The organism is Bacillus sp. JZ105 (assembly GCF_053903125.1).
This window is the reverse complement of the sequence record NZ_CP096387.1, coordinates 3,380,514-3,404,961: the sequence shown is the minus strand read 5'-3', so window position 1 is coordinate 3,404,961 and position 24,448 is coordinate 3,380,514. Positions and strand designations below refer to the sequence as shown.

The following is a 24,448-nucleotide window of genomic DNA, read 5'->3' as shown; positions in this document are numbered from 1 at the left end:
GGAGATTTGGACAAAAATGGAAAGAAGTTTATCGATGGAACTAGTACGGGTGACAGAAGCAGCCGCATTAAAATCTGCCCGTTGGATGGGAAGAGGTTTAAAAGACGAAGCGGATGATGCTGCAACAAGTGCAATGCGTGATGTATTTGACACCATTCCGATGAAGGGAACAGTGGTCATTGGCGAAGGAGAAATGGACGAAGCACCAATGCTTTATATTGGGGAAAAGCTTGGGAACGGATATGGACCTCGCGTGGATGTCGCTGTTGATCCATTAGAAGGAACAAACATTGTGGCAAGCGGCGGCTGGAATGCCTTAGCTGTCATTGCAGTTGCAGATCATGGCAACCTGCTGAATGCACCTGATATGTACATGGATAAGATCGCAGTAGGTCCAGAAGCGGTAGGCTGCATCGACATTGAAGCGCCTGTCATTGATAATCTTCGCGCTGTTGCAAAAGCAAAAAACAAAGATATTGAAGATGTGGTTGCAACGATTTTAAACAGAGATCGACATGAGAAAATTATTGCTGAACTGAGAGAAGCAGGAGCAAGAATTAAACTGATCGACGATGGTGACGTTGCAGGAGCCATTAATACAGCATTTGATCACACAGGTGTTGATATTCTATTTGGTTCAGGCGGAGCGCCTGAGGGTGTCCTTTCAGCTGTTGCATTAAAGGCACTTGGTGGTGAAATTCATGGTAAGCTTCTTCCTCAAAGTGAAGAAGAACTGAGACGCTGTGAGAAAATGGGGCTGGATGTTGGGAAAGTCCTCAGAATGGAAGATCTCGTAAAAGGAGATGACGCCATTTTTGCAGCGACAGGTGTAACGGACGGCGAATTACTTAAAGGTGTTCAATTCAAAGGCTCTGTTGGAACAACACATAGTGTTGTCATGCGTGCGAAATCAGGTACGGTTCGTTTCGTAGACGGCAGACACAGCTTAAAGAAAAAACCGAATCTTGTCATTCGTCCGTAATCTGAAAGCGGGTATTCATTACCCGCTTTTCATATAGGTGTCAAATATATATCATTTTCTTTTAAAAGTTGAATATTCTCTGCAAATGAGGTAAAACTAAAGAGTGCTGCGAAATTTCCTGCGAATTTACTTCTTTTAAGCTTCAACAAGTTTAAATACTGCCGCATCATGACGATATACTCATTATCCTTCTCTATGTTGACAAAGCTCTATTTCACATTGTTCCTATCTTTCACGATAAAACGAGTGGGAGCGTTACCATCAGAGCGAGGTCATTCCAACAACAACGGAATTAAAAGCTAATCAAATACAATGGTCATGCATTTGTAAAGAAATACATTGACTAGAAAAGTGTGGTGTCCATATTGAAAGATGTATCGATTTCATCTTTGGAAAATATGAAATTAAAAGAGCTGTATGAGTTAGCAAAGCGATACAAAATCTCTTATTACAGCAAACTAACAAAAAAAGAATTAATTTTTGCCATCTTAAAGGCGAACGCTGAGCAAGAGGATCTCTTATTTATGGAAGGGGTTCTTGAAATTATTCAGTCTGAGGGATTTGGTTTCTTAAGACCGATTAACTACTCCCCAAGTTCTGAAGACATTTATATTTCAGCTTCACAAATCAGGCGCTTTGATTTACGAAATGGAGATAAAGTGTCTGGAAAGGTACGACCTCCAAAAGAGAATGAACGCTACTATGGCCTCCTTCATGTAGAAGCGGTAAATGGGGACGACCCAGAATCAGCAAAGGAACGTGTTCACTTTCCTGCACTCACACCGCTATTTCCTGACCGTCAAATGATTCTTGAAACACAGCCTAATCACCTGTCTACTAGAATTATGGACATGATGGCGCCAGTTGGATTTGGGCAGCGTGGTTTAATCGTTGCACCGCCTAAAGCTGGGAAAACCATTTTGCTTAAAGAAATTGCCAACAGCATTTCTGAAAATCACCCAGAGGCAGAGCTGATTGTCCTTTTGATTGACGAACGCCCAGAAGAAGTAACAGATATTGAACGTTCTGTTGCAGGGGATGTTGTTAGTTCAACCTTTGACGAAGTACCGGAAAACCACATTAAAGTAGCAGAGCTTGTCTTAGAGCGTGCTATGCGTCTTGTTGAACATAAAAAGGATGTCATCATTTTAATGGACAGCATCACAAGACTTGCTCGTGCATACAACCTTGTGATTCCGCCAAGCGGCCGAACGCTTTCAGGCGGTATTGATCCTGCGGCTTTCCACCGTCCAAAACGCTTCTTTGGTGCTGCGCGTAACATTGAAGAAGGCGGAAGCTTGACGATTTTAGCTACTGCACTTGTTGATACAGGATCACGTATGGATGACGTGATTTATGAAGAGTTTAAAGGAACTGGAAACATGGAGCTTCATTTGGACCGTTCTTTGGCCGAAAGAAGAATTTTCCCTGCGATCGACATTCGTCGTTCTGGTACGAGAAAAGAAGAACTGCTTGTGCCAAAAGAGCATCTTGATCGTCTATGGGCAATGAGAAAATCGATGTCAGATACACCTGACTTCGCTGAGAAGTTCATGCGCAAAATGAGAAAAACAAAGACAAACCAAGAATTTTTCGATATTTTAACGCAAGAATGGAAACAAGCCAATATGTCTGCATCAAGAAGATAGCTTCCCTGAAAAAATACATTTGCAATCATAGACTCACACTGTTATAATTTTATCATGTGCGTTTCAGAATTTATTTCTGAGATATTAACTCTGTTTCCGAATTGGATTCAGGGCGGAAGGAGATGACAGTAGATGAAAACAGGAATTCATCCTAACTACAAAAAAGCTACAGTCAAATGCGCTTGTGGAAATGAGTTTGAAACTGGATCAGTAAAAGAAGAGGTACGCATCGAGATTTGCTCTGAGTGCCATCCTTTCTATACAGGCCGTCAAAAATTCGCTTCTGCTGATGGACGTGTTGACCGCTTTAACAAAAAATACGGTCTTAAGTAATAATAGATACAATAAACAGGCAGGAATCCGTTCTTGCCTGTTTTTTTACGTGGATTGATGGAACTTTAAAACGGGGGAGAAGACCTTATGTATGTGATGAAACAAAGCGGTTGGCTTGAAGTCATCTGCGGCAGTATGTTTTCTGGAAAGTCGGAAGAATTGATTCGGAGAGCCAAAAGGGCCACCTTTGCCAAACAAGAAGTAAAAATATTCAAACCATCGATTGATAACCGATATAGTACAAGCTCAGTTGTGTCACATAACGGTTCATCATTAGATGGGATTGCAGTAGCCTCACCAAAAGACATAATAACGCACATATCAGAAAAAACCGATGTCATTGGCATTGATGAGGTGCAATTTTTTGATGAGACAATCATTGATATTGTCACTCAATTGGCTGACCAAGGCTATCGAGTCATTGTTGCAGGCCTGGATCAAGACTTCAGAGGAGAGCCATTTGGTGTTGTTCCGCATTTAATGGCAAGTGCAGAGCTTGTAACAAAACTTCAAGCAGTTTGTTCGGTATGCGGCTCCCCAGCGAGTAGAACACAACGCTTGATCGACGGTAAACCCGCATCCTATGATGATCCTATTATTTTAGTAGGTGCGCAGGAATCATACGAAGCACGATGCAGACATCACCATGAAGTACCAAGACTTGATGTTGGTACAACACTTGACAAATAAAAAAATAGCAAATGCCGCTGTGTTTCGTTTTTTGAGATTTTGGCTGAACACCCATCATTTGTACTTAAATAAATTAAATAACACTACGATTAAATTATCTAATTTTCAACGCTTGCGTTTTGTCATAAGCAGGCATAAAATGACTAACTGTAGTGTAAAGCATTTAAACGAAAAGTTCGATTTCTTGTCATAATTTTTTTGATTAAGGATTTTTCTCCTTAGTCGTTCTTTGGATTAATAGTTCACTTTATTTATATTTTAGAAAGAGGGTAGTTTTTGATGAACAACGTGAAGAAAACAAAAGAAGGGTACCTCGAAACCACTTTGACAGGTAAAGATGTATTATCGATTCCAACGTTGAACAAAGGCGTTGCTTTCTCTGAAGAAGAAAGACAAGAGCTTGGACTAGAAGGCTTACTTCCTCCAACGGTTCTAACTTTAGAACAGCAAGCGGAGAGAGCGTACAAGCAGTTTCTAGCTCAGCCGGATCGCCTTCGTCAAAACGTATACTTAAGTGATTTGCAAAACCGTAACGAAGTATTGTTCTACAAGCTTCTAACAGATAAGCTTCGTGAAATGCTTCCAGTTGTCTACACACCAACTGTTGGTGAAGCGATCCAAGAATACAGCCATGAATACAGAAGACCTCATGGTGTCTATCTTTCAATCGACGACATTGACGGAATCGAGAAAGCATTTGAAAACTTGCACGCAACTGCTGGAGATATTGACCTCATCGTTGCAACTGACTCTGAGAGTATTCTTGGAATTGGTGACTGGGGTGTTGGTGGTATCAACATCGCAATCGGTAAATTAGCTGTTTACACGGCTGCAGCAGGTATTGATCCTAGCCGCGTGATTCCAGTTGTATTAGATGTTGGAACAAACAATGAAAAATTATTGAATGATCCATTATACATCGGGAACCATCACAAACGTGTACAAGGTGAAAAATACGAAGAATTCATTGATGCTTATGTGAAAGCAGCACTTAAATTCTTCCCGAAAGCATTGCTTCACTGGGAAGACCTTGGAAACAAAAATGCGCGTAACATCATGAAAAAATACAACGATAACATCTTAACGTTCAACGATGATATTCAAGGTACTGGTGCCATTACTTTAGCGGGTGTTCTTGCAGCTGTCAAGAAAACTGGTACTCAATTGAAAGATCACCGTGTTGTTATCTTCGGAGCTGGATCAGCTGGTATCGGAATTGCAGATCAAATGCGTGACACAATGGTTCTTGAAGGTCTAACAGAAGAAGAAGCAAACAATGCATTCTGGACATTAGACTACAGAGGATTGCTAACAGATCAATTTGAAGATGAAGTGCTTGACTTCCAAAAACCATACCTTCGTACTTCTGATGAAGTAGAAGGCTGGGCACGCGATGAAAAAGGACAAATCTCATTTGCTGAAACTGTTCGCAGAGTGAAGCCGACCATCCTTATCGGTACATCTGGTCAAGGCGGCGCATTCACTGAAGAAATCATTAAAGAAATGGCATCTCATACAGAGCGTCCAGTGATCATGCCAATGTCTAACCCGACACCGCTTGCTGAAGCAGTGCCAGAGGATCTATTCAAATGGACTGACGGCCGTGCGCTTGTTGCAACAGGAAGCCCGTTCGAAAACGTTGAGTATAACGGAATTGAACATGAAATTGGCCAATCAAACAATGCGTTCGTTTTCCCTGGACTTGGTCTTGGTTCAATCGTAACAGAATCAAAAATCATCACAAAAGGCATGTTCGTTGCTTCTGCGAATGCAATTGCTGAAATGGTTGATCATGAGAAGCCAGGTGCTGGTCTTCTTCCAAGTATTGATAAATTGCAAGAAGTGTCAATTCATGTGGCTGTTGAAGTAGCGAAAGCAGCAATTAAAGATGGTGTCGCTAGAAGAACGCCTGACAACATCGAACAAGCTGTGAAAGACGCAATGTGGATTCCTGAATATAAAAAAATTGTAAGAGCATAATAAAATGTGTAACGCGGCATTGCTTCGGGTAATCTAAGCAATGCCGCAATAAATCAGAAACATGTAAAGGATTTAAGGAGGAAGAGTAAGATGGACTTTTTAAATATTTTGATCCTCCTAGCACCGATTTTTTTTGTTATCGCGCTGGGTTGGTTCGCAGGGAACTTTGGCAGCTATGACGCTAAATCTGCAAAAGGTGTAAGTACACTTGTTACAAAGTATGCTTTACCAGCGCACTTTATCGCCAGTATTCTGTCAACACCAAAAGATAAATTCTATAGTCAAATACCATTTTTCGTTGCATTGATTTTCGGAATCGTTGGTTTTTATATCATTATCCTTTTAGTTACGAAATTTGCTTTTAAATATGATTTAACAGATTCTTCTGTTTTCTCGTTAAACTCAGCACAACCGACCTTTGCATTTATGGGGATTCCGGTCTTGGGCAGTTTATTTGGAGCTCAAGAGGTTGCAATTCCGATTGCGATTACCGGAATAGTTGTAAATGCACTGCTTGATCCAATTGCAATAATTGTATCAACTGTCGGTGAAAAAACAAAAGGAAAAGCCAAAGAAGGCGAAAGCTTCCTAAAAATGACGACAAAAGCAATTTTGCACGGTTTATCAGAGCCGCTTGCACTTGCACCGTTAGCCAGTATCATTCTTGTTCTTTTAGGATTTAAACTTCCTGCAATCGGACATGAAATGTTAGAGGAAATTGGCAGCGTCACATCAGGTGTGGCATTATTCGCAGTCGGTGTCACTGTTGGTATCCGCAAAATTAAATTAAGCTTGCCAGCCTTCAGTATTGCATTGCTAAAAGTAGCAGTACAACCATTACTTATGTATTTTATTGCTGTTCTTATGGGTCTTTCGGCTGATGAAATTACAAAAGCTGTATTGCTTGTTGCCTTCCCAGGTTCAGCTGTTGCAGCAATGATCGCAACACGATTTGAAAAACAAGAGGCGGAAACTGCATCCGCATTTGTGATCAGTGCCATCATGTCACTCATTACATTACCGATCATTATTGCACTTACCGTATAATATAGTAGAAAGGCTGCCAAACGAGGCAGCCTTTCTTAGCGAAATGAATGAAACAAAGGGAAGAATACACGCTTTTTTTTGATGTCGGGGTGTGCGATTTCCTTTTTTTCTTCAACTTGTGACGGTTGTTTCAAGGCTGCGGCAAGGCGGTCAAATTTTGTGGATAAGTCTTCAATTTCTCTGCGGTGCTGAAGCAGCTGATACGATACACCTTCATCTGCCTTTTTAGCCAATTTCCGTTCAAGCTCTTGCAGGCGATCTTCTACATCAGTGACATGTAATTGCTGCTGAATGAGCGTTTTCACTTGTTTTTCTAATGCTTCAATCCGCTGTATAGAGATATCAGCTTCGGCAGCAGGTGCTGATTGACGAACGGTTTCCTTATGGATTGGCAGTTGAATATCTTGGAGGATCACACCTTCACTCATTTGGTGTTTGACCTCTTTGAGCAGCTGTACAATATCTTCATGAAATTCATAATGTCCAAGTTCATTCCGGGCGACAGGGATGTTGAGCTGTTTGACCCAGCGCTGAATCGTCTTTGAAGAAACACCAATTTCCTTTGCAACCTCATTTGTATTCAAAGCAAATGCCCTCCCTTTTTTCAATTATAAGTACCATTCTCTTTAAGGAGGACCTGTTCCTTCACGTTAGACAAAACAAGTAACCAATCGCCAAAGATCGTGTTTTCTAGCGAAAAATTGCAGGAATTCAATTGTTTTGGAAATTTTTTTGACTGTCATACCCCGCTATACTATAATTAGACTGTTACGCACAAAACAGAGGTGAAGACCATGTTAGACCGTTTAAAATCAATTGAAGAACGCTATGAAAAGCTAAATGAATATTTAAGTGACCCTGAAGTGGTGAACGACCCTAAGAAGCTTCGTGAATATTCGAAAGAACAATCCGATATTCAAGAAACTGTTGAGGTATATAGACAATATCGTGCGGCATACGACCAGCTGAATGATGCAAAAGCAATGCTCGAAGAAAAGCTGGATGCCGAGATGCGCGACATGGTCAAAGAAGAAATTTCAGAGCTCACAGAAGAAACGGAACGTTTAGAAGACGAGCTGAAAATCTTGCTGATCCCGAAAGATCCGAATGACGATAAGAACGTTATTGTGGAGGTTCGTGGTGCAGCGGGTGGAGAAGAGGCTGCTCTTTTTGCAGGAAATCTTTACCGTATGTACAGCCGTTATGCTGAAATGCAAGGCTGGAAAACGGAAGTCATGGAAGCAAGTGTCACTGGCACAGGCGGTTATAAAGAAATCATCTTTATGATCAGCGGGAAAGGCGCATACTCCAAACTAAAGTTTGAAAATGGTGCACACCGCGTGCAGCGTGTTCCAGAAACAGAATCAGGCGGACGGATCCATACATCTACTGCGACAGTCGCTGTATTACCTGAGGCTGAGGAAGTTGAAATTGATATCCATGAAAAAGATATCCGTGTGGATACATTTGCATCAAGCGGACCTGGCGGACAAAGTGTCAATACGACCATGTCTGCTGTTCGATTAACTCACCTTCCAACAGGTGTTGTTGTGTCCTGTCAGGATGAGAAATCACAAATTAAAAACAAAGAAAAAGCCATGAAAGTACTGCGTGCGAGAATTTATGATAAATTCCAGCGTGAAGCACAGGCTGAATACGATCAAACACGTAAATCTGCGGTTGGAACAGGGGATCGTTCAGAGCGTATCCGTACGTACAACTTCCCGCAAAACCGTGTAACAGATCACCGCATCGGCTTGACGATTCAAAAGCTTGATCAAATTTTAGAAGGAAAACTTGACGAGGTCATTGATGCACTAATTATGGAAGACCAAGCAAGAAAACTTCAAGATGCAAAATAAAGAGCGAACAATCTTCGAAGCCCTTAAATGGGCTTCTTCTTTGTTAACGGAAGCTGGAAGAGACCAAAATGCAGCAGAACTCCTGTTGATGCATGTGCTCGGCTGGAGCAGAAGTGAGCTTCTTGCACGATTTCATGATGCGCTGCCTGAGGAGCAAGATCAACTGTTCAGCAAATTTGTGACACAGCATAAGGCGGGTGTTCCTGTTCAGCATTTAACGGGTGTTGAATTCTTTTACGGACGTCCTTTCGAGGTGAACAAGCATGTTCTCATCCCTCGTCCTGAAACGGAAGAAGTTGTTCTGGCGGCGCTGGATTTGGCAGGTGACGTTTTCCCGCCCGATCAGCCGCTCAAAGCAGTTGATGTTGGCACAGGAAGCGGGGCCATTGCGATTACGCTGGCTCTCGAAAAAAAATCACTATCTGTCACAGCGACTGATATCTCACAAGAAGCACTTGCGGTAGCAAAACGGAATCAACAAGCGCTCGGTGCAGACGTTCATTTTTTACATGGAGATTTACTTGAACCTGTGATAGCTCAAGGCATCAAAGTGGACGTATTTATTTCCAATCCACCCTACATTGCGGCGGGAGAAATGGACAGTTTGTCTGAGGTTGTGACAAAGCATGAGCCGGTGAATGCGCTGACGGACGGACGTGATGGCTTGTGGTTTTATCATCGTCTCGTTCGTGATCTTCCCAGCGTGCTGAGTGAGCAGGCAATTGTTGTCTTTGAAATTGGACATACGCAAGGTCAAGATGTCACAGCGCTTCTTGAGCAGGCATTTCCTAAAGCGGATGTCTGCATCGTCAAAGATATTAACGGAAAAGATCGAGCTGTTTGCGCACACATTCAAAACGGAAAGTCCGGCTGAAGAAAGCCGGACTATTTTATTATGTAAAGATGAAACTTATGGTAAAAGAGAAACGTATATATAGAAGAATGAACATTCTGATCATGATTTTTTACATAAATTTGTTTTGAAGGAGCGAATGGTGTGAACAAAAGGTATGCGATGGTGTTGGTCATCGTCAGTGTACTATTGATTGTGAGTGCTTGTGGTAAACCGAGCTTTAAAAAAGAGGCAGCAGCATTTGGAGAAAGCTATAAAAAAGCACAATACACAGTGAATCGAACGGATGACCTATCTGACATGAAAGAGAAGCTGAAGGTTTATTTAACCGAACATGAATATCAAGAATATACACAAGACAGCATGTTCCCGAGCATATTAGAAGCGGCGAAGGATCAAGATTGTCAAATTAAGCTGAAGAAAATTATGTTTACGCCTTCAGATGAAAGCGATGACAGAATTGAATTTAACTATGAAATGGTGATCCAATTTATCGATCAAAAAGGAGAAGTCAAAAAAGAAATCGAGAAAAAAGGAGCCATGACTGTCATCAAAACAGAATCTGGTTTAAAAATCAGCCGAGATTGGGATGGGAGACTGTACCCTTCTGACTACCAATCCTCACTCAAAAGTCGTTCTTAATGAGAACGGCTTTTTGTTTTGACTCATAATCTATTAAAAAATTCATGTTCACTGTTTATGAAATGTGTTTCCTGGACACAATGTTTGTAGCGAAGAGAAAAAGTGGGGGGAACACACAATGTTGAAAAGTAAAACGATGATTTGTCTTTATATGTTTCTATTATTATGCGGTGCTTTTGCAAACCTTGGCAAGGAGGAGACAGCCGCTGCTTCTGCAAATCAGCCTGTTGTTATACCAGATGAGGCGATTCGATTACGCATTTTAGCAAATAGTGATCGTTCAGCGGATCAGGATGTGAAAAGAAGTATTCGTGACGAGGTCAATGCGAGTATGACAGAGTGGGTCAAAGACCTCACGTCCATTGAAGAAGCAAGACGTGTTATTCGATCAAAGCTGCCAGAAATCAATCGTATTGCTAAAGCGAAATTGAAGAAGCAGCACATTGATCAATCCGTATCGGTCAGTTTTCAAAAAGCTTCATTTCCAACAAAGCTCTATGGAAATTTCGTCTACCCTGCTGGGAAATATGAAGCCATTTTAATTACGCTTGGAGAAGGAGACGGAGCCAACTGGTGGTGTGTGTTATTTCCGCCGCTCTGCTTTCTCGATTTTTCAAACGGAGAAGCCATCGCCTCACCAGAAGGGGATGATGATAAACAAGTGACAGCGCAGCAAACGAAAGAGTCTGTCAATGAAGTAGTGAAAGAAGAGGAAGAAGAGACAGGTGAAGTGAAGTTCTTTTTGTTCGAATGGATCTCTAGTCTTTTCTCTTAAAAAAGGTATAAATCGGTTTTTGCCTCATAGAGTTGAAGTAAGAGATCAAAAAGAGGTGAAAGCATGTATTATCAATTAAGAATAGCCACAGAAGAAGATGTCCCGGCGATCAATGCTTTTCTTGAAAAGGGACAAGCAAAAGGCGGAGTCACGCTTGCGGAGCGAACGGCATTTGTAGTGATGGAAGATGCGGATGGTCAGCTGGCAGGCTGCTTAGGTCTTGAACAGCTCAATGAACAAGAGGGATTGCTGCGGTCTCTTGTCATATCAGATAAGCTCGGTCAGGGACACATTGTCTCTTTGTTCCAAAGTGTTCAAACGCTTGGTGAAAAAATGGGTGTGGATACTTTTTATGTCGTCGCAAACCATTCCTCTTCCCATGATTTTTTGGCATTAATGGGCTTTACGCCTTTAAAGGAAATTCCAGAAAGCATATGGAGCTCTGCACATGCAAAAGAGACATTGGGGAAGGAACAGGCTGTGGTCCTGCAAAAAAAAGGCAGTTAATCACATTTTGATGGACTTATACACATACTTATCCACTACAAAACAAGCGTTATCCACAAATTGTGGACAACGCTTGTTTTATTGATCATCATCTTTTATACTTTCAAAAGGATAATTGAGATATATCAACAGTTTTATCTTTTTTAAAAGGAGTTTGTAGGATGTTAAATACAAAAAGGTGGTCTGTGGATTTAGAAAAGGATTTATCCACATACTATCCACAAATTAAACAGGCGGCCGATTTGCTGCAGCAAAATGAAGTGGTTGCTTTCCCGACAGAGACTGTTTACGGACTCGGGGCAAATGCGAAAGAGACAGAAGCCGTGATGAAAATTTATGAAGCGAAAGGGCGTCCGAGTGATAATCCATTGATTGTTCACATTGCGGAGGTGCAGCAGCTTCACGAATTTGCACAAATAGAAAGCGAAAAAGCGAAGGCGCTGATGGATACCTTTTGGCCGGGCGCCTTAACCATCGTTCTGCCGTGTAAGCCGGGCACTTTATCAAAGCAGGTTACAGCAGGTTTATCCACAGTAGGTGTGAGAATGCCTGACCATCCCATTGCGCTTGAGCTCATCCGAGCAGCGGGTCTGCCAATTGCTGCACCAAGTGCCAATCGTTCGGGAAAGCCTTCACCAACACAAGCTGACCATGTAGCGAGTGATCTCGAAGGAAGAATCGCCGGGATTGTGGATGGCGGTTCAACTGGAATTGGCGTTGAGTCAACGGTTGTATCCTGTGTCGGTGAAACGCCGGTGATTTTAAGACCAGGCGGAATTACAAAAGAAGCATTAGAAGAGGTCGTGGGGACGGTGAGTGTGGACCCAGGGCTGACAAAAAAGGATGAAGCGCCTGTATCGCCGGGAATGAAATACACACATTATGCACCTGAAGCCCAGATGTATATCTTTCATGGAAGTGATGAAGACATGCAGCGTCACATACAGAAATACAAAGCTGAAGGGCTAAAAGTCGGAGTGCTGACAACTGAAGAAAAGAAATCGCTGTTTGCGGCAGATGTTGTGTACAGCTGTGGATATAGAGAAAAACCTGAAACGGTTGCTGCAAACCTTTATCGTGTACTGAGACAATTTGATGAAACAGATGTAGACTTGATCATTTCAGAAGCCTTTTCAGAAGAGGGAGTTGGTTCTGCCATTATGAACCGTCTGCAAAAAGCCGCAGGAGGGCGTACACTCCCTTCGTTCCAATAGTTCTAACCTTTCTTGGACAAACATAGGTTAAAGGAGAATGTGTGTCCAAGGGGGATTTACATGAACGAACTAGCTGGCGAATTGCTGACACTCAGCATCATGGCTTTTGCACTTGGGATGGATGCTTTTTCGGTTGGACTTGGTATGGGGATGATTCAGCTGAAGTTCCGCCAGATCATTTATATTGGACTTGTCATTGGGATATTTCATATGTTTATGCCGCTTTTTGGCATGCTAACAGGTCAGCTCTTATCCGGATGGCTCGGTCTTCTTGCCACCTATATTGGCGGGGCGCTGCTTTTGGTGCTGGGACTGCAAATGATTGTTGCTTCTATCCGCAAAGAGGATAAGCCCTTTATCGCACCAGTTGGGGCTGGTCTTGTTCTTTTTGCGACAAGTGTAAGCCTAGACAGCTTCTCCGTTGGTTTAAGCCTCGGGATTTACGGTTCTCATGTGTGGATGACTATATTATTGTTTGGTTTTTTTAGTATGCTCCTCACATGGCTCGGATTATTACTCGGTAAACAGGTTCGGTCATGGGTTGGTTCATATAGCGGCGCGCTTGGCGGAATCATTTTACTAGCCTTTGGTATCAAATTATTATTTCCGCTCTAGCCAGTCTCCTTACATAACATGTAGAATGAAATGCTATATAATAGAAGAAAAGGAGGGCGAAAGATGAAAATCTTATTTGTTTGTACGGGTAATACATGCAGAAGTCCAATGGCTCAAGCCCTTTTTGCTTCCATTGCAGATGAAAGAGGTTTAGAGGTCACTGTAAAATCAGCGGGCATTTTTGCCTCCGATGAAGGGAAGGCTTCTCCTCAAGCGATCGAAGCATTATTTGAAAAAAGCATTCCCCTGAATCACTCATCATCAAAATTGACAGATGATCTTCTGCGCGAAGCTCATTACGTCTTCACGATGACGATGCAGCATAAACAGTTGATTGCAGAGCAATATGCGCATGCAAAAGACAAGGTCTTCACTTTAAAGGAATTTGCGACAGGAACAGAAGGCGATGTATCCGATCCGTTTGGAGGAAGTCTTTCTGTTTATCAGGAAACCCGAGATGAACTAGAAACCTTGCTGTATCAGCTCGCTGAGAAGCTGAAAAAAGATCATCATAATAGATAACCTGTAAAACCGTTGCTTCAACGGTTTTTCTGCTATTGTTTGCAAATCACTAGGCAGAGGTTAAAATATAACTGTAAATAAAGAATGAATGTAAGACATAACAGATCAACTCACCCTTAGGAGGAATTGCCCGATGAAAGTAGCCATTGCATCCGATCACGGCGGAACGAATATTCGTGAAGAAATCAAACAACTGATGGATGAATTGAAGATTGAATACATTGATATGGGTTGTGAATGCGGATCAGGTTCTGTAGACTACCCAGATTATGCTTTCCCTGTAGCCAATATGGTGGCAAACGGAGAAGTCGAACGCGGTATTTTAATTTGTGGGACAGGCATCGGCATGAGCATCTCAGCAAATAAAGTAAAAGGAATTCGCTGTGCATTGGCTCATGATACATTTAGTGCGAAAGCAACGAGAGAACATAATGATACGAACGTTCTTGCAATGGGAGAGCGAGTGATTGGACCGGGATTAGCACGTGAGATTGCGCACATTTGGCTGACGACAGAGTTTACAGCAGGACGCCATGCTGTACGGATTGGCAAAATTGCTGAATACGAAGAAAAGCACCTGTAAGGAGCGCTTAACATGAACATTGGTCAAGATTGGCTTGAAATGTTAAAAGAATTTCATCAAACAGTTGAATTGCGTGCCGGGCAAATCTTAGTCATTGGCTGCAGTACGTCAGAAGTGGCTGGTGAGCATATTGGTACTGCAGGAAGTGAGCAAATTGCTGCTTCTATCTATCGAGAATTGGATCAGTTAAGACGAGAGACCGGCATCGAGCTCGCCTTTCAATGCTGTGAACATCTAAATCGTGCCCTTGTTGTTGAAGAAGAAGTGGCTTTCCGTTTTAACCTGGAGATCGTAGCTGCAGTACCTGTCCGTAAAGCGGGTGGTTCGATGGCGGCTCATGCGTATCAGCAAATGGAACATCCTGTATTGGTCGAATGCATTGAGGCACATGCTGGAATTGATATCGGCGATACGTTAATTGGGATGCACTTAAAGAGAGTCGCAGTACCTGTCCGCCTCAGTCGTCATCGATTAGGACATGCACATGTGACTTTTGCGAAAACGCGTCCGAAGCTGATTGGCGGAGAACGAGCCGTTTATACAAGATCATAGCTTCGATATATTTCTAATATAATGTTGAATGATGGAGACGCTTTACCACTTGAATATTCGGGTTTTCATAAAAAAGAAGTCGATTTTCCAAAAAAAACTTTTACATTTTACTCAAAAACCGTGTACAATGAGATGGTGAAAACATCGAATGGAAATAGATTGGAGAGGATTTCGCTGATGAAATATTTACCTGAGCAAGACGCACAAGTATTCAAAGCAATTCAACTAGAGCGGAAACGCCAGCAGGACAAAATCGAATTAATTGCATCAGAAAACTTCGTAAGCGAAGCAGTCATGGAAGCACAGGGCTCTGTATTAACAAACAAATACGCTGAGGGCTATCCTGGTAAACGCTACTATGGCGGCTGTGAACATGTAGACGTTGTGGAAGATATCGCACGTGACCGCGCAAAAGAAATTTTTGGCGCTGAGTATGTGAACGTACAGCCTCACTCAGGCGCTCAAGCGAACATGGCCGTATACTTTACCATTCTTGAGCATGGCGATACAGTACTGGGCATGAACTTATCACATGGCGGGCATTTAACACACGGAAGCCCTGTAAACTTTAGTGGTGTTCAGTACAACTTTGTCGAATATGGTGTAGATAAAGAAACTCAGCATATCGACTATCAAGATGTACTTGAAAAAGCACGTGAACATAAGCCGAAACTGATCGTTGCGGGTGCAAGTGCATATCCACGCCAAATTGATTTCAAAAAGTTCCGTGAGATTGCTGATGAAGTCGGTGCTTACTTTATGGTCGACATGGCTCACATTGCTGGTCTTGTTGCAGCAGGTCTTCATCCAAATCCAGTTCCTTACGCAGATTTTGTGACAACAACAACTCACAAAACATTACGCGGACCTCGCGGCGGAATGATCATATGCCGTGAAGAGTTTGGTAAAAAGATCGACAAATCGATCTTCCCTGGTATTCAAGGTGGACCACTGATGCATGTCATCTCTGCAAAAGCTGTTTCTTTCGGTGAAGTATTGAACGGAGATTTCAAAACATATGCACAAAACGTCATTGATAATGCAAAACAACTAGCTGAAACTCTTTTATCTGAAGATATTCAGCTTGTATCTGGCGGAACAGATAACCATCTTGTTCTCATCGACTTGCGTTCTCTTGGCATCACAGGGAAAATTGCAGAAAACGTTCTTGATGAAATCGGTATTACAGTGAACAAAAATGCAATTCCTTATGATCCAGAGAAACCATTTGTCACAAGTGGTGTACGTGTAGGTACAGCAGCAGTAACAAGCCGCGGTTTTGATCAAGAGGCGATGAAAGAAGTCGGTTCCATTATTGCCCTTGCGCTAAAACATCATGAAGATGAAGCGAAATTAGAAGAGGCGAAAAAGCGTGTATCTGATCTTACGGCCCGTTTCCCTCTATATAACGAATTAGATTATTAAAAAACAGACCCATTTGCCTATTTTTGGCATGTGGGTTTTTTTTGTAGGATTTGCGAATCATATTGAAAGATGATGTCTTTTTATGTAGAATTGTAGGAAGTGTGCAAAGTTCACCGGAAGATGACAGAAAAGGAGTTGTAGCAAGCAATGGCAAAGGTTTATGTATTTGATCACCCGCTTATTCAGCACAAACTTACATATATTCGTGACGTTCATACAGGAACTAAAGAATTTAGAGAGCTAGTGGATGAAGTCGCAACATTAATGGCATTTGAAATCACAAGAGACTTACCGCTTGAAGAGGTAGATGTAGAAACGCCTGTACAAGTAGCGAAATCAAACGTGATCTCAGGGAAGAAACTCGGGGTTGTGCCAATTTTAAGAGCAGGTCTTGGAATGGTAGACGGGATTTTGAAACTCATTCCAGCTGCTAAAGTGGGACATGTTGGTTTATACCGTGATCCGAAAACATTAAAGCCTGTTGAATATTATGTGAAGCTTCCATCAGATGTGGAAGAACGTGAATTTATCGTAGTAGACCCAATGCTTGCAACTGGCGGTTCAGCAGTCGAAGCGTTAAACAGCTTGAAAAAACGCGGCGCGAAAAACATTCGCTTTATGTGTCTGATTGCTGCCCCTGAAGGTGTAGAAGAAATGCAAAAGCATCATCCAGATGTTGATATCTACATTGCAGCATTAGATGAGAAACTAAACGAAAAAGGTTACATCATCCCAGGTCTCGGTGATGCTGGTGACCGTATGTACGGAACGAAATAAGAAAGTCTTAATAAAAGCCCACATGCAAACGTGCATGTGGGCTTTTTGAAATATATGACAAACGGTTGATACCGTTCTTAGAAAAATCAATGTATACTGAACATTGGCTGTTTTTTTCAATGAATGCCACATCTCTCCTAAAGTTTGATGAAATTGTGAACATTTTGTGTGCTCTATCACTATAGAAAAGTTTTTTAACTTTCAACCGATTGACACATCATAGACGCTATTGTATGCTAAACGAGGGTATTATGGTAAGGTTTTCATAGCCTATAGCACTCTACTAATCCTCATTGTGAACCCTTTAATAAACAGGGTTTGTATCAACGAATGAAGCAGCATCCCATAGATCTAAAGATTTCAAGTCTGATTGTGCAATTAGACCGATGGGTGATTGATTTTTTTCGAATAGGACGGCTGATCATCAGCGTCTTCTACGCAGTTTTCATCACCATTTATCACCTTTTTTACAATACTTTTCATCGGGAGTCAGATGAATGAACGATCCAAACGCGATTTTCCGCAGACAGAGTAAATACATGTTCTATCTATTGGCAATTTTTGTGTTTGGCTATGCCATGCCTGGTTTTAAACCACTGTTTCTTGGTTTCATTATCGGCACAATTTTTGCTTTCTTTAATTTATTCCTACTTATACGGAGAATGCACGCTTTTGATCGAGCGGTTAAAAAAGGAAAATCCATTCGTTCAATGGGAAGTACAGCCAGGTGGGCCAACGCGATTCTCGCAGTAGCGATTGCTTGGCGTTACCCTAATGAAGTTCATCTGGCAGGTGTTGTTATAGGATTAATGACAATATATCCTGTCATTATGATAGATTCCTTCATTCAACTTAAACGTTCTACTATGGAAGAGAGGTGAATACTCTTTGGGTCACAGTTCAAAAACTACAGAATTTTTAGGGTTAACGTTCAACTTATCCAATGTTCTCATGATTACGATTGCTAGTATCATCGTTCTTCTCATAGCGGTGCTGACTACTCGTGTTCTGTCTATTCGTCCGACTAAGGCGCAGAACTTCATGGAATGGATCGTTGATTTTGTTCGAAATATCATAGGTAGTTCGATGGACATGAAAACAGGAGCCCCATTTCTAGCGCTTGGCGTTACATTACTCATGTACATATTTGTTTCAAACATGCTTGGACTGCCATTCTCGATTACGGTCGATCACAACTTGTGGTGGAAATCACCAACTGCTGATCCTGCAATCACAATGACACTAGCAATTATGGTCATGGGACTTACACACTTCTATGGTGTCAAGGCAAAAGGAGTCAAGGAATATACGAAAGACTTCTTCAGGCCAATCCCATATCTAGTGCCGCTGAAAATCATTGAAGAATTTGCAAACACGCTAACACTTGGTTTGCGTCTTTACGGAAATATTTTCGCTGGAGAGATTCTTCTTGGGTTACTTGCAGGACTTGCGACCAATTTCTACTCGCAAAACATTGCGCTTGGTATCATTGGTACATTAGGTGCCATCGTGCCGATGATTGTATGGCAGGCATTCAGTTTGTTTGTCGGAACAATCCAGGCATTTATCTTCACCATGCTGACAATGGTGTACATTTCCCATAAAGTCAGCGACGAACACTAAAAAATTGAGAGTCCAAAAAGGACGTTATTTTAAAGGAGGAGCTTTTTAATGAATTTAATAGCAGCAGCAATTGCAATCGGTTTAGGAGCACTAGGAGCAGGTATTGGTAACGGTCTAATCGTATCTAAAACAGTTGAAGGAATCGCTCGTCAGCCAGAAGCTGGTAGAGAACTAAGAACACTTATGTTCATAGGGGTCGCTTTAGTTGAGGCACTTCCAATTATCGCTGTCGTTATCGCATTCTTGGCATTCTTTGGTTAATATGTGAGAAGCGTTCTAATATGAATTTTAATGGCGAAGATCAGATTAGTTCGAAACTTCGCCATTCCTTTATGTTTTGTTTCTTAACATATTATTTAAAGAAGGGAGTTGCCGTACTAAATGTCTCAGTTACCAGTGGTTTTAGGAGCTAGTTTTAATGGTGGGGATATACTATTCCAGCTAATCGCTATGCTTATCCTGCTTGCACTTTTAAAGAAATTTGCGCTTAAACCTTTATTAGGTATTATGAAGCAGCGTGAAGATTATATAGGAAATGAAATTTCAAGTGCTGAAGAAAAGCACGTTCAAGCTGAAAAGCTTCTTGAAGAACAACGTGTCTTATTGAAAGAAGCACGCGAAGAATCACATACACTTATCGAAAATGCGAAAAAGATTGGTGAGAAACAAAAAGAAGAGATCATTCAAGCAGCACGTCAAGAATCAGAGCGCTTGAAAGAGTCTGCTAGAACTGAAATCGTGAAAGAAAAAGAACAAGCTGTGGCTGCACTGCGTGAGCAGGTTGCATCACTATCTGTGCTGATTGCATCTAAAGTGATTGAAAAGGAACTTGATGAGCAGGCACAAGAGAAATTGATTCAAGAGTACCTTAAAGAGGCAGGCGAAAGCCGATGAGCGTAACTATTGTCTCTAAGCGTTACGCTTCTGCTCTTTTTGACATCGTTCTTGCTTCTTCGGCAGTAGACGAAACTGAAAAAGAGCTGAATGAGATCAAAAAAGTTCTAAAGGCTGATCAAGAACTCAATGACTTCCTTGTTCATCCAAAGATTACAGCAGACAAAAAGAAACAGTTGATTGCTGAAGCTTTCAAAGGTGTGTCTACTTATGTATTGCACACAATGTATTTACTGATTGACCGCGGACGCACGAATATTTTCTCTGAAATGACGTCTGAGTTTGTGAAACTTGCAAACCGCACGAAACAAATAGACGATGCGGTCGTGTATTCAGTGAAACCGCTGAGCGGTGCTGAAATTCAATCTTTATCTGAAGTATTTGCCAAAAAAGCCGGAGTCACATCACTGCGTGTTGAAAATGTGATTGACAAGGATCTAATAGGCGGAGTGAAAATCCGTATCGGAAACCGCATTTATGACGGCAGTGTCAGCGGAAAGCTTTCCCGCATTGAACGTCAGCTTGCAGGCGAAAATCGTTAGAAGGGGTGAAACCTTAGTGAGTATCAAAGCTGAAGAGATTAGCGCGCTGATAAAGCAGCAAATCCAAAACTATCAATCAGAAATTGAAGTAAAAGATGTCGGTACAGTCATTCAAGTAGGGGACGGTATCGCGCGTGTACATGGCCTTGACAACATTATGGCAGGAGAGCTGGTTGAGTTCTCTAACGGTGTAATGGGTATGGCTCAAAACCTTGAGGAGTCTAACGTAGGTATCGTTATTTTAGGACCTTACAAAGATATCCGCGAAGGTGACGACGTAAAACGTACAGGTCGTATCATGGAGGTTCCAGTAGGTGAAGAGTTAATCGGACGTATTGTGAACCCGCTTGGTCAGCCTGTTGATGGACTAGGTCCAATCTTAACAAGCAAAACACGTCCAATCGAAAGTGAAGCACCTGGCGTTATGGATCGTAAATCTGTACATGAGCCGCTTCAAACAGGAATTAAAGCAATTGATGCCTTGATTCCAATCGGCCGCGGACAGCGTGAATTGATCATTGGTGACCGTCAAACAGGTAAAACATCTGTTGCAATCGATACGATTCTAAACCAAAAAGATCAAGACATGATCTGTATTTATGTAGCTATCGGACAAAAAGAATCTACGGTTCGTGGTGTGGTTGAAACACTTCGTAAGCATGGTGCGCTTGACTACACAATCGTTGTCACAGCTTCTGCATCACAGCCGGCTCCACTTCTTTACCTTGCTCCTTATGCAGGTGTAACGATGGGTGAGGAATTCATGTATAACGGCAAGCACGTACTTGTTGTCTATGATGACCTTTCTAAACAAGCGGCAGCTTATCGTGAGCTTTCACTATTGCTTCGTCGTCCTCCAGGTCGTGAGGCATTCCCTGGTGATGTTTTCTATCTTCACTCTCGTTTATTAGAACGTGCAGCAAAGCTTAGTGACGAAAAGGGTGGCGGTTCTATCACAGCATTGCCTTTCGTAGAAACGCAGGCTGGCGATATCTCTGCATATATCCCAACAAACGTTATTTCCATCACAGATGGACAGATTTTCTTACAATCTGACCTCTTCTTCTCAGGCGTACGTCCAGCGGTAAACGCAGGATTGTCTGTATCCCGTGTAGGTGGTTCTGCACAAATCAAAGCGATGAAAAAGGTAGCAGGTACACTTCGTCTGGATCTTGCTTCTTATCGTGAGCTTGAAGCATTCGCTCAGTTTGGATCTGATCTAGACCAAGCCACTCAAGCGAAATTAAACCGTGGTGCAAGAACAGTTGAAGTCTTAAAACAAGACTTGAACAAACCGCTTAAAGTTGAAAAACAAGTAGCGATTCTTTACGCACTCACAAGAGGATACTTAGACGATGTAGCCATTGCTGATGTTAAACGTTTTGAAGCTGAGTTATTCTTGTACATTGAAGAAAACCATAAAGGCTTGTTTGACACAATCTCTCAAACAGGAAATATGCCTGCTGATGAAGAGTGGAAGACAGCAATCGAAGGCTTTAAACGTACGTTTGCACCAAGCAACTAATTAGTAATCTTTCCGAGAGAAAAAGATTCTCTTTTTCTCTCTTTTCACGTAAATGAACACGGATTCCTGAAAAAAGGTGGTGAAATCTTTGGCCTCATTACGCGATATAAAGTCAAGGATCACGTCAACGAAAAAATCGAGTCAGATCACAAAAGCGATGCAAATGGTATCAGCTGCGAAACTGAATCGTGCTGAAAACAATGCGAAGTCTTTTGTTCCTTACATGGAGAAAATCCAGGAAGTGGTTGGTGCAATCGCAACTGGAACAAGTGCTAAGCACCCAATGCTTCTTTCAAGACCTGTCAAAAAAACAGGGTATCTCGTTATTACATCTGATCGAGGGCTTGCAGGACCTTTTAACAGCTCGATTTTGCGTGCCGCTTACCAAACCATTCAATCTCGTCATCAATCCGCTGATGAATATGCGGTGATTGTCATTGGTAAAATCGGACGCGACTTCTTCAAAAAGCGTGGTATTCCAGTTATTTCTGAAGTAACAGGGCTTGGAGACGAAGTAGCGTTTGCTGATATTAAAGAATTAGCAAGCAGTACAGTTCAAATGTTCTCTGATGAAGCGTTTGATGAACTTTACATGTTCTACAACCACTTTGTCAGTGCGATTTCACAAGAAGTAACAGAGAAGAAATTATTGCCGCTAACGGACCTTTCGGCCGCATCGACACCAAATAAACGTTCCGCATCTTATGAGTTCGAGCCTTCTGAAGAAGAAATTCTTGAAGTTCTCCTTCCTCAATATGCAGAGAGTTTGATTTTCGGTGCGCTTCTTGACAGCAAAGCAAGTGAACATGCTGCAAGAATGACAGCAATGAAGAGTGCAACAGACAACGCAAAAGAATTGATCGACAGCCTGACACTCTCTTACAACCGTGCTCGTCAAGCAGCGATTACACAAGAGATTACAGAAATTGTCGGCGGAGCAGCTGCCTTAGAATAGAAATAATTGTCAGGAGGGAATGCAATGAAAACAGGACGCATCAGTCAGATCATGGGACCAGTCGTAGACGTTCGTTTTGAAGACGGTCACTTGCCTGAGATTTATAATGCGATCAAAGTTTCGCATAAAGCGGAAAGCGAAAGTGAAGTTGATATCGACTTAACTTTAGAAGTAGCACTACATTTAGGTGACGATACAGTGAGAACCATCGCAATGGCATCAACAGACGGTGTGAAGCGCGGTATGGAAGCTGTAGACCTTGGAAAACCAATTTCAGTACCAGTTGGTAACGTAACACTTGGACGTGTATTCAACGTACTGGGAGATAACATTGACTTAGATGAGCCACTTGGTGTGGAAGCTCAAAGAGATCCAATCCACAGACAAGCGCCTTCTTTTGATCAACTTTCTACAGAAGTTGAAATTCTTGAAACAGGTATCAAAGTTGTTGACCTGCTTGCTCCTTACATCAAAGGTGGAAAGATCGGTCTATTCGGTGGAGCTGGTGTAGGTAAAACCGTTCTGATTCAAGAATTGATCAACAACATCGCACAAGAACACGGCGGTATTTCTGTATTCGCTGGTGTTGGAGAGCGTACACGTGAAGGAAACGACCTTTACTACGAAATGAAAGATTCTGGCGTTATCGAAAAAACAGCCATGGTCTTCGGTCAAATGAACGAGCCGCCAGGTGCACGTATGCGTGTTGCCCTAACTGGTTTGACAATGGCAGAGCATTTCCGTGATGAACAAGGTCAAGACGTATTGTTCTTCATCGATAATATCTATCGCTTTACACAAGCAGGTTCTGAAGTATCAGCCCTTCTTGGACGTATGCCTTCAGCGGTAGGTTATCAGCCGACACTTGCAACAGAAATGGGTCAGCTGCAAGAGCGTATCACGTCTACAAACGTAGGATCGGTTACATCGATTCAAGCGATCTATGTACCTGCGGATGACTATACAGATCCAGCTCCTGCAACGACGTTCGCTCACCTTGATGCAACGACAAACCTTGAGCGTAAGCTGACTGAAATGGGTATTTACCCAGCGGTTGATCCTCTTGCTTCAACATCTCGTGCACTTGCACCTGAGATCGTTGGCGAAGAGCATTATGCGATTGCGCGTGAAGTGCAGCAAACATTACAGCGTTATAAAGAGCTGCAGGATATTATTGCCATTTTAGGTATGGATGAATTATCTGAGGACGATAAGCTTGTGGTACACAGAGCACGTCGTGTTCAATTCTTCCTATCTCAAAACTTCCACGTAGCAGAGCAGTTCACTGGCCAAAAGGGTTCTTATGTGCCATTGAAAGAAACTGTTAAAGGCTTCAAGGAAATCTTATCTGGTAAATACGATCACCTTCCAGAAGATGCATTCCGCTTAGTTGGACGCATTGAAGAAGTGGTTGAAAAAGCCAAAGAGATGGGTGTAGAGGCCTAATCTGGTCCTTAGGAGGGTAAAAGCATGAAGACCGTTCAAGTCAATATCGTTACTCCCGACGGCCCAGTGTATCAAGCGGATGTGGAAATGGTCAGTGTAAGAGCAGAAAGCGGTGAGCTTGGTATTTTAGCTGGCCACGTTCCAATGGTTGCTCCGCTAAAAATCGGTGCAGTTCGCTTAAAACATAGTGGATCAACTGAATTGGTTGCAGTAAGTGGCGGATTTGTTGAAGTCCGCCCTGAACAAGTAACAATTCTGGCTCAGGCCGCTGAAACATCAGACAAAGTTGATGTCGATCGTGCTAAATCAGCGAAACAGCGTGCTGAAGAGCATTTGAACCACCCGAATGAAAGTGATGTACGCCGGGCGGAACTCGCATTAAAACGGGCGTTAAACCGTTTAAATGTAGCAGGGAAATAAAACAGAAAATCCTTCTTATCACAGAGATAAGAAGG

At 42.2% G+C, this 24,448-nt stretch carries 28 protein-coding genes; 27 read left to right on the top strand and 1 reads right to left on the bottom strand.

The features are described 5' to 3' along the window. Positions 1-16 precede the first annotated feature (16 nt). The 6 genes from glpX to M1D81_RS17520 all read left to right on the top strand — a co-directional run bounded on the left by glpX (position 17) and on the right by M1D81_RS17520 (position 6,681). Positions 17-982 carry a class II fructose-bisphosphatase gene (gene glpX, locus M1D81_RS17545; RefSeq protein WP_012011567.1) on the top strand — a complete coding sequence of 322 codons (966 nt, stop codon included), beginning with the start codon at positions 17-19 and terminating at the stop codon, positions 980-982. A gap of 365 nt (positions 983-1,347) precedes the next feature. Further along, positions 1,348-2,631, top strand: a complete 1,284-nt coding sequence (rho, locus tag M1D81_RS17540; protein ID WP_008354975.1) for a transcription termination factor Rho — start codon at positions 1,348-1,350, stop codon at positions 2,629-2,631. Between the two features lie 132 nt (positions 2,632-2,763). After that, positions 2,764-2,964, top strand: coding sequence for a 50S ribosomal protein L31 (gene rpmE / locus M1D81_RS17535; protein WP_003215407.1), 201 nt, complete (start codon positions 2,764-2,766; stop codon positions 2,962-2,964). A gap of 87 nt (positions 2,965-3,051) precedes the next feature. Continuing rightward, positions 3,052-3,654 (top strand): thymidine kinase, encoded by a 603-nt coding sequence (locus tag M1D81_RS17530; protein ID WP_456266193.1) that lies wholly within the window; start codon positions 3,052-3,054, stop codon positions 3,652-3,654. A 279-nt stretch (positions 3,655-3,933) separates the two neighbouring features. Beyond that, complete coding sequence (malS, locus tag M1D81_RS17525; RefSeq protein WP_456266194.1) at positions 3,934-5,634, top strand: oxaloacetate-decarboxylating malate dehydrogenase; 1,701 nt, start codon at positions 3,934-3,936, stop codon at positions 5,632-5,634. Between the two features lie 90 nt (positions 5,635-5,724). Further along, the gene (locus tag M1D81_RS17520) at positions 5,725-6,681 is read left to right on the top strand and encodes an AEC family transporter (protein WP_024423743.1); all 957 of its coding nucleotides are present in this window, start codon (positions 5,725-5,727) and stop codon (positions 6,679-6,681) included. Positions 6,682-6,716: 35 nt separating this feature from the next. On the opposite strand, the gene racA is transcribed toward M1D81_RS17520, so the two are convergent. Beyond that, positions 6,717-7,265: a chromosome-anchoring protein RacA gene (gene racA, locus M1D81_RS17515; RefSeq protein WP_456266195.1), complete on the bottom strand. Its 549-nt coding sequence runs from the start codon at positions 7,263-7,265 to the stop codon at positions 6,717-6,719. Between the two features lie 210 nt (positions 7,266-7,475). Here racA and prfA point away from each other — a divergent pair, with 210 nt between their 5' ends. From prfA to M1D81_RS17410, 21 genes are all read left to right on the top strand, one after another. Beyond that, complete coding sequence (prfA, locus tag M1D81_RS17510; RefSeq protein WP_024423741.1) at positions 7,476-8,543, top strand: peptide chain release factor 1; 1,068 nt, start codon at positions 7,476-7,478, stop codon at positions 8,541-8,543. Continuing rightward, the gene (gene prmC, locus M1D81_RS17505; protein WP_456266196.1) at positions 8,533-9,417 is read left to right on the top strand and encodes a peptide chain release factor N(5)-glutamine methyltransferase; all 885 of its coding nucleotides are present in this window, start codon (positions 8,533-8,535) and stop codon (positions 9,415-9,417) included. The genes prfA and prmC overlap by 11 nt, the downstream gene beginning before the upstream one ends. A 141-nt stretch (positions 9,418-9,558) precedes the next feature. Next, the gene (locus tag M1D81_RS17500) at positions 9,559-10,038 is read left to right on the top strand and encodes a hypothetical protein (RefSeq protein WP_456267090.1); all 480 of its coding nucleotides are present in this window, start codon (positions 9,559-9,561) and stop codon (positions 10,036-10,038) included. 118 nt (positions 10,039-10,156) lie between these two features. Further along, on the top strand, positions 10,157-10,813 hold the full coding sequence (spoIIR, locus tag M1D81_RS17495; RefSeq protein ID WP_456266197.1) for a stage II sporulation protein R: 657 nt from the start codon (positions 10,157-10,159) through the stop codon (positions 10,811-10,813). 63 nt (positions 10,814-10,876) lie between these two features. Then, complete coding sequence (locus M1D81_RS17490; protein ID WP_044330897.1) at positions 10,877-11,320, top strand: GNAT family N-acetyltransferase; 444 nt, start codon at positions 10,877-10,879, stop codon at positions 11,318-11,320. A gap of 161 nt (positions 11,321-11,481) precedes the next feature. Then, positions 11,482-12,534 carry an L-threonylcarbamoyladenylate synthase gene (locus M1D81_RS17485; RefSeq protein WP_456266198.1) on the top strand — a complete coding sequence of 351 codons (1,053 nt, stop codon included), beginning with the start codon at positions 11,482-11,484 and terminating at the stop codon, positions 12,532-12,534. A gap of 60 nt (positions 12,535-12,594) precedes the next feature. Then, the gene (locus M1D81_RS17480; RefSeq protein ID WP_456266199.1) at positions 12,595-13,149 is read left to right on the top strand and encodes a manganese efflux pump MntP; all 555 of its coding nucleotides are present in this window, start codon (positions 12,595-12,597) and stop codon (positions 13,147-13,149) included. Between the two features lie 63 nt (positions 13,150-13,212). Beyond that, a complete protein-coding gene (locus tag M1D81_RS17475) occupies positions 13,213-13,671 on the top strand; it encodes a low molecular weight protein arginine phosphatase (protein WP_456266200.1) in 459 nt (152 codons plus the stop codon). Positions 13,672-13,804: 133 nt separating this feature from the next. After that, positions 13,805-14,254, top strand: a complete 450-nt coding sequence (gene rpiB / locus M1D81_RS17470; RefSeq protein ID WP_456266201.1) for a ribose 5-phosphate isomerase B — start codon at positions 13,805-13,807, stop codon at positions 14,252-14,254. A 12-nt stretch (positions 14,255-14,266) separates the two neighbouring features. After that, positions 14,267-14,806 (top strand): TIGR01440 family protein, encoded by a 540-nt coding sequence (locus M1D81_RS17465; RefSeq protein ID WP_456266202.1) that lies wholly within the window; start codon positions 14,267-14,269, stop codon positions 14,804-14,806. A 177-nt stretch (positions 14,807-14,983) separates the two neighbouring features. After that, positions 14,984-16,231, top strand: coding sequence for a serine hydroxymethyltransferase (gene glyA / locus M1D81_RS17460; protein ID WP_456266203.1), 1,248 nt, complete (start codon positions 14,984-14,986; stop codon positions 16,229-16,231). Between the two features lie 147 nt (positions 16,232-16,378). Then, the gene (gene upp / locus M1D81_RS17455) at positions 16,379-17,008 is read left to right on the top strand and encodes a uracil phosphoribosyltransferase (RefSeq protein WP_003214553.1); all 630 of its coding nucleotides are present in this window, start codon (positions 16,379-16,381) and stop codon (positions 17,006-17,008) included. A gap of 497 nt (positions 17,009-17,505) precedes the next feature. Then, positions 17,506-17,889, top strand: a complete 384-nt coding sequence (locus M1D81_RS17450; RefSeq protein ID WP_024423731.1) for an ATP synthase subunit I — start codon at positions 17,506-17,508, stop codon at positions 17,887-17,889. A gap of 7 nt (positions 17,890-17,896) precedes the next feature. Continuing rightward, positions 17,897-18,631 carry a F0F1 ATP synthase subunit A gene (gene atpB, locus M1D81_RS17445; RefSeq protein ID WP_456270885.1) on the top strand — a complete coding sequence of 245 codons (735 nt, stop codon included), beginning with the start codon at positions 17,897-17,899 and terminating at the stop codon, positions 18,629-18,631. A gap of 48 nt (positions 18,632-18,679) precedes the next feature. Further along, entirely contained in the window at positions 18,680-18,892 is a 213-nt protein-coding gene (gene atpE, locus M1D81_RS17440; RefSeq protein ID WP_003214968.1) for a F0F1 ATP synthase subunit C, read from the top strand. A gap of 120 nt (positions 18,893-19,012) precedes the next feature. Continuing rightward, a complete protein-coding gene (atpF, locus tag M1D81_RS17435) occupies positions 19,013-19,525 on the top strand; it encodes a F0F1 ATP synthase subunit B (protein ID WP_456266204.1) in 513 nt (170 codons plus the stop codon). Next, entirely contained in the window at positions 19,522-20,067 is a 546-nt protein-coding gene (locus M1D81_RS17430) for a F0F1 ATP synthase subunit delta (RefSeq protein WP_024426340.1), read from the top strand. Before atpF ends, M1D81_RS17430 begins: the two co-directional genes overlap by 4 nt. Before the next feature lie 16 nt (positions 20,068-20,083). Further along, positions 20,084-21,592 (top strand): F0F1 ATP synthase subunit alpha, encoded by a 1,509-nt coding sequence (gene atpA / locus M1D81_RS17425; protein WP_024423728.1) that lies wholly within the window; start codon positions 20,084-20,086, stop codon positions 21,590-21,592. Positions 21,593-21,680: 88 nt separating this feature from the next. Beyond that, on the top strand, positions 21,681-22,547 hold the full coding sequence (locus tag M1D81_RS17420; RefSeq protein ID WP_456266205.1) for a F0F1 ATP synthase subunit gamma: 867 nt from the start codon (positions 21,681-21,683) through the stop codon (positions 22,545-22,547). Positions 22,548-22,571: 24 nt separating this feature from the next. Next, positions 22,572-23,993 carry a F0F1 ATP synthase subunit beta gene (gene atpD, locus M1D81_RS17415; protein WP_008354929.1) on the top strand — a complete coding sequence of 474 codons (1,422 nt, stop codon included), beginning with the start codon at positions 22,572-22,574 and terminating at the stop codon, positions 23,991-23,993. Between the two features lie 24 nt (positions 23,994-24,017). After that, a complete protein-coding gene (locus M1D81_RS17410; protein WP_003214592.1) occupies positions 24,018-24,413 on the top strand; it encodes a F0F1 ATP synthase subunit epsilon in 396 nt (131 codons plus the stop codon). Positions 24,414-24,448 lie beyond the last annotated feature (35 nt).

Bases quoted from the DNA above. Each gene is read 5' to 3' on its own strand.
- glpX (WP_012011567.1), top strand. From the start codon at position 17: ATGGAAAGAAGTTTATCGATGGAACTAGTACGGGTGACAGAAGCAGCC.
- rpmE (WP_003215407.1), top strand. From the start codon at position 2,764: ATGAAAACAGGAATTCATCCTAACTACAAAAAAGCTACAGTCAAATGC.
- M1D81_RS17530 (WP_456266193.1), top strand. From the start codon at position 3,052: ATGTATGTGATGAAACAAAGCGGTTGGCTTGAAGTCATCTGCGGCAGT.
- malS (WP_456266194.1), top strand. From the start codon at position 3,934: ATGAACAACGTGAAGAAAACAAAAGAAGGGTACCTCGAAACCACTTTG.
- M1D81_RS17520 (WP_024423743.1), top strand. From the start codon at position 5,725: ATGGACTTTTTAAATATTTTGATCCTCCTAGCACCGATTTTTTTTGTT.
- prfA (WP_024423741.1), top strand. From the start codon at position 7,476: ATGTTAGACCGTTTAAAATCAATTGAAGAACGCTATGAAAAGCTAAAT.
- prmC (WP_456266196.1), top strand. From the start codon at position 8,533: ATGCAAAATAAAGAGCGAACAATCTTCGAAGCCCTTAAATGGGCTTCT.
- M1D81_RS17500 (WP_456267090.1), top strand. From the start codon at position 9,559: ATGGTGTTGGTCATCGTCAGTGTACTATTGATTGTGAGTGCTTGTGGT.
- spoIIR (WP_456266197.1), top strand. From the start codon at position 10,157: ATGTTGAAAAGTAAAACGATGATTTGTCTTTATATGTTTCTATTATTA.
- M1D81_RS17490 (WP_044330897.1), top strand. From the start codon at position 10,877: ATGTATTATCAATTAAGAATAGCCACAGAAGAAGATGTCCCGGCGATC.
- M1D81_RS17485 (WP_456266198.1), top strand. From the start codon at position 11,482: ATGTTAAATACAAAAAGGTGGTCTGTGGATTTAGAAAAGGATTTATCC.
- M1D81_RS17480 (WP_456266199.1), top strand. From the start codon at position 12,595: ATGAACGAACTAGCTGGCGAATTGCTGACACTCAGCATCATGGCTTTT.
- M1D81_RS17475 (WP_456266200.1), top strand. From the start codon at position 13,213: ATGAAAATCTTATTTGTTTGTACGGGTAATACATGCAGAAGTCCAATG.
- rpiB (WP_456266201.1), top strand. From the start codon at position 13,805: ATGAAAGTAGCCATTGCATCCGATCACGGCGGAACGAATATTCGTGAA.
- M1D81_RS17465 (WP_456266202.1), top strand. From the start codon at position 14,267: ATGAACATTGGTCAAGATTGGCTTGAAATGTTAAAAGAATTTCATCAA.
- glyA (WP_456266203.1), top strand. From the start codon at position 14,984: ATGAAATATTTACCTGAGCAAGACGCACAAGTATTCAAAGCAATTCAA.
- upp (WP_003214553.1), top strand. From the start codon at position 16,379: ATGGCAAAGGTTTATGTATTTGATCACCCGCTTATTCAGCACAAACTT.
- M1D81_RS17450 (WP_024423731.1), top strand. From the start codon at position 17,506: ATGAACGATCCAAACGCGATTTTCCGCAGACAGAGTAAATACATGTTC.
- atpE (WP_003214968.1), top strand. From the start codon at position 18,680: ATGAATTTAATAGCAGCAGCAATTGCAATCGGTTTAGGAGCACTAGGA.
- atpF (WP_456266204.1), top strand. From the start codon at position 19,013: ATGTCTCAGTTACCAGTGGTTTTAGGAGCTAGTTTTAATGGTGGGGAT.
- M1D81_RS17430 (WP_024426340.1), top strand. From the start codon at position 19,522: ATGAGCGTAACTATTGTCTCTAAGCGTTACGCTTCTGCTCTTTTTGAC.
- atpD (WP_008354929.1), top strand. From the start codon at position 22,572: ATGAAAACAGGACGCATCAGTCAGATCATGGGACCAGTCGTAGACGTT.
- M1D81_RS17410 (WP_003214592.1), top strand. From the start codon at position 24,018: ATGAAGACCGTTCAAGTCAATATCGTTACTCCCGACGGCCCAGTGTAT.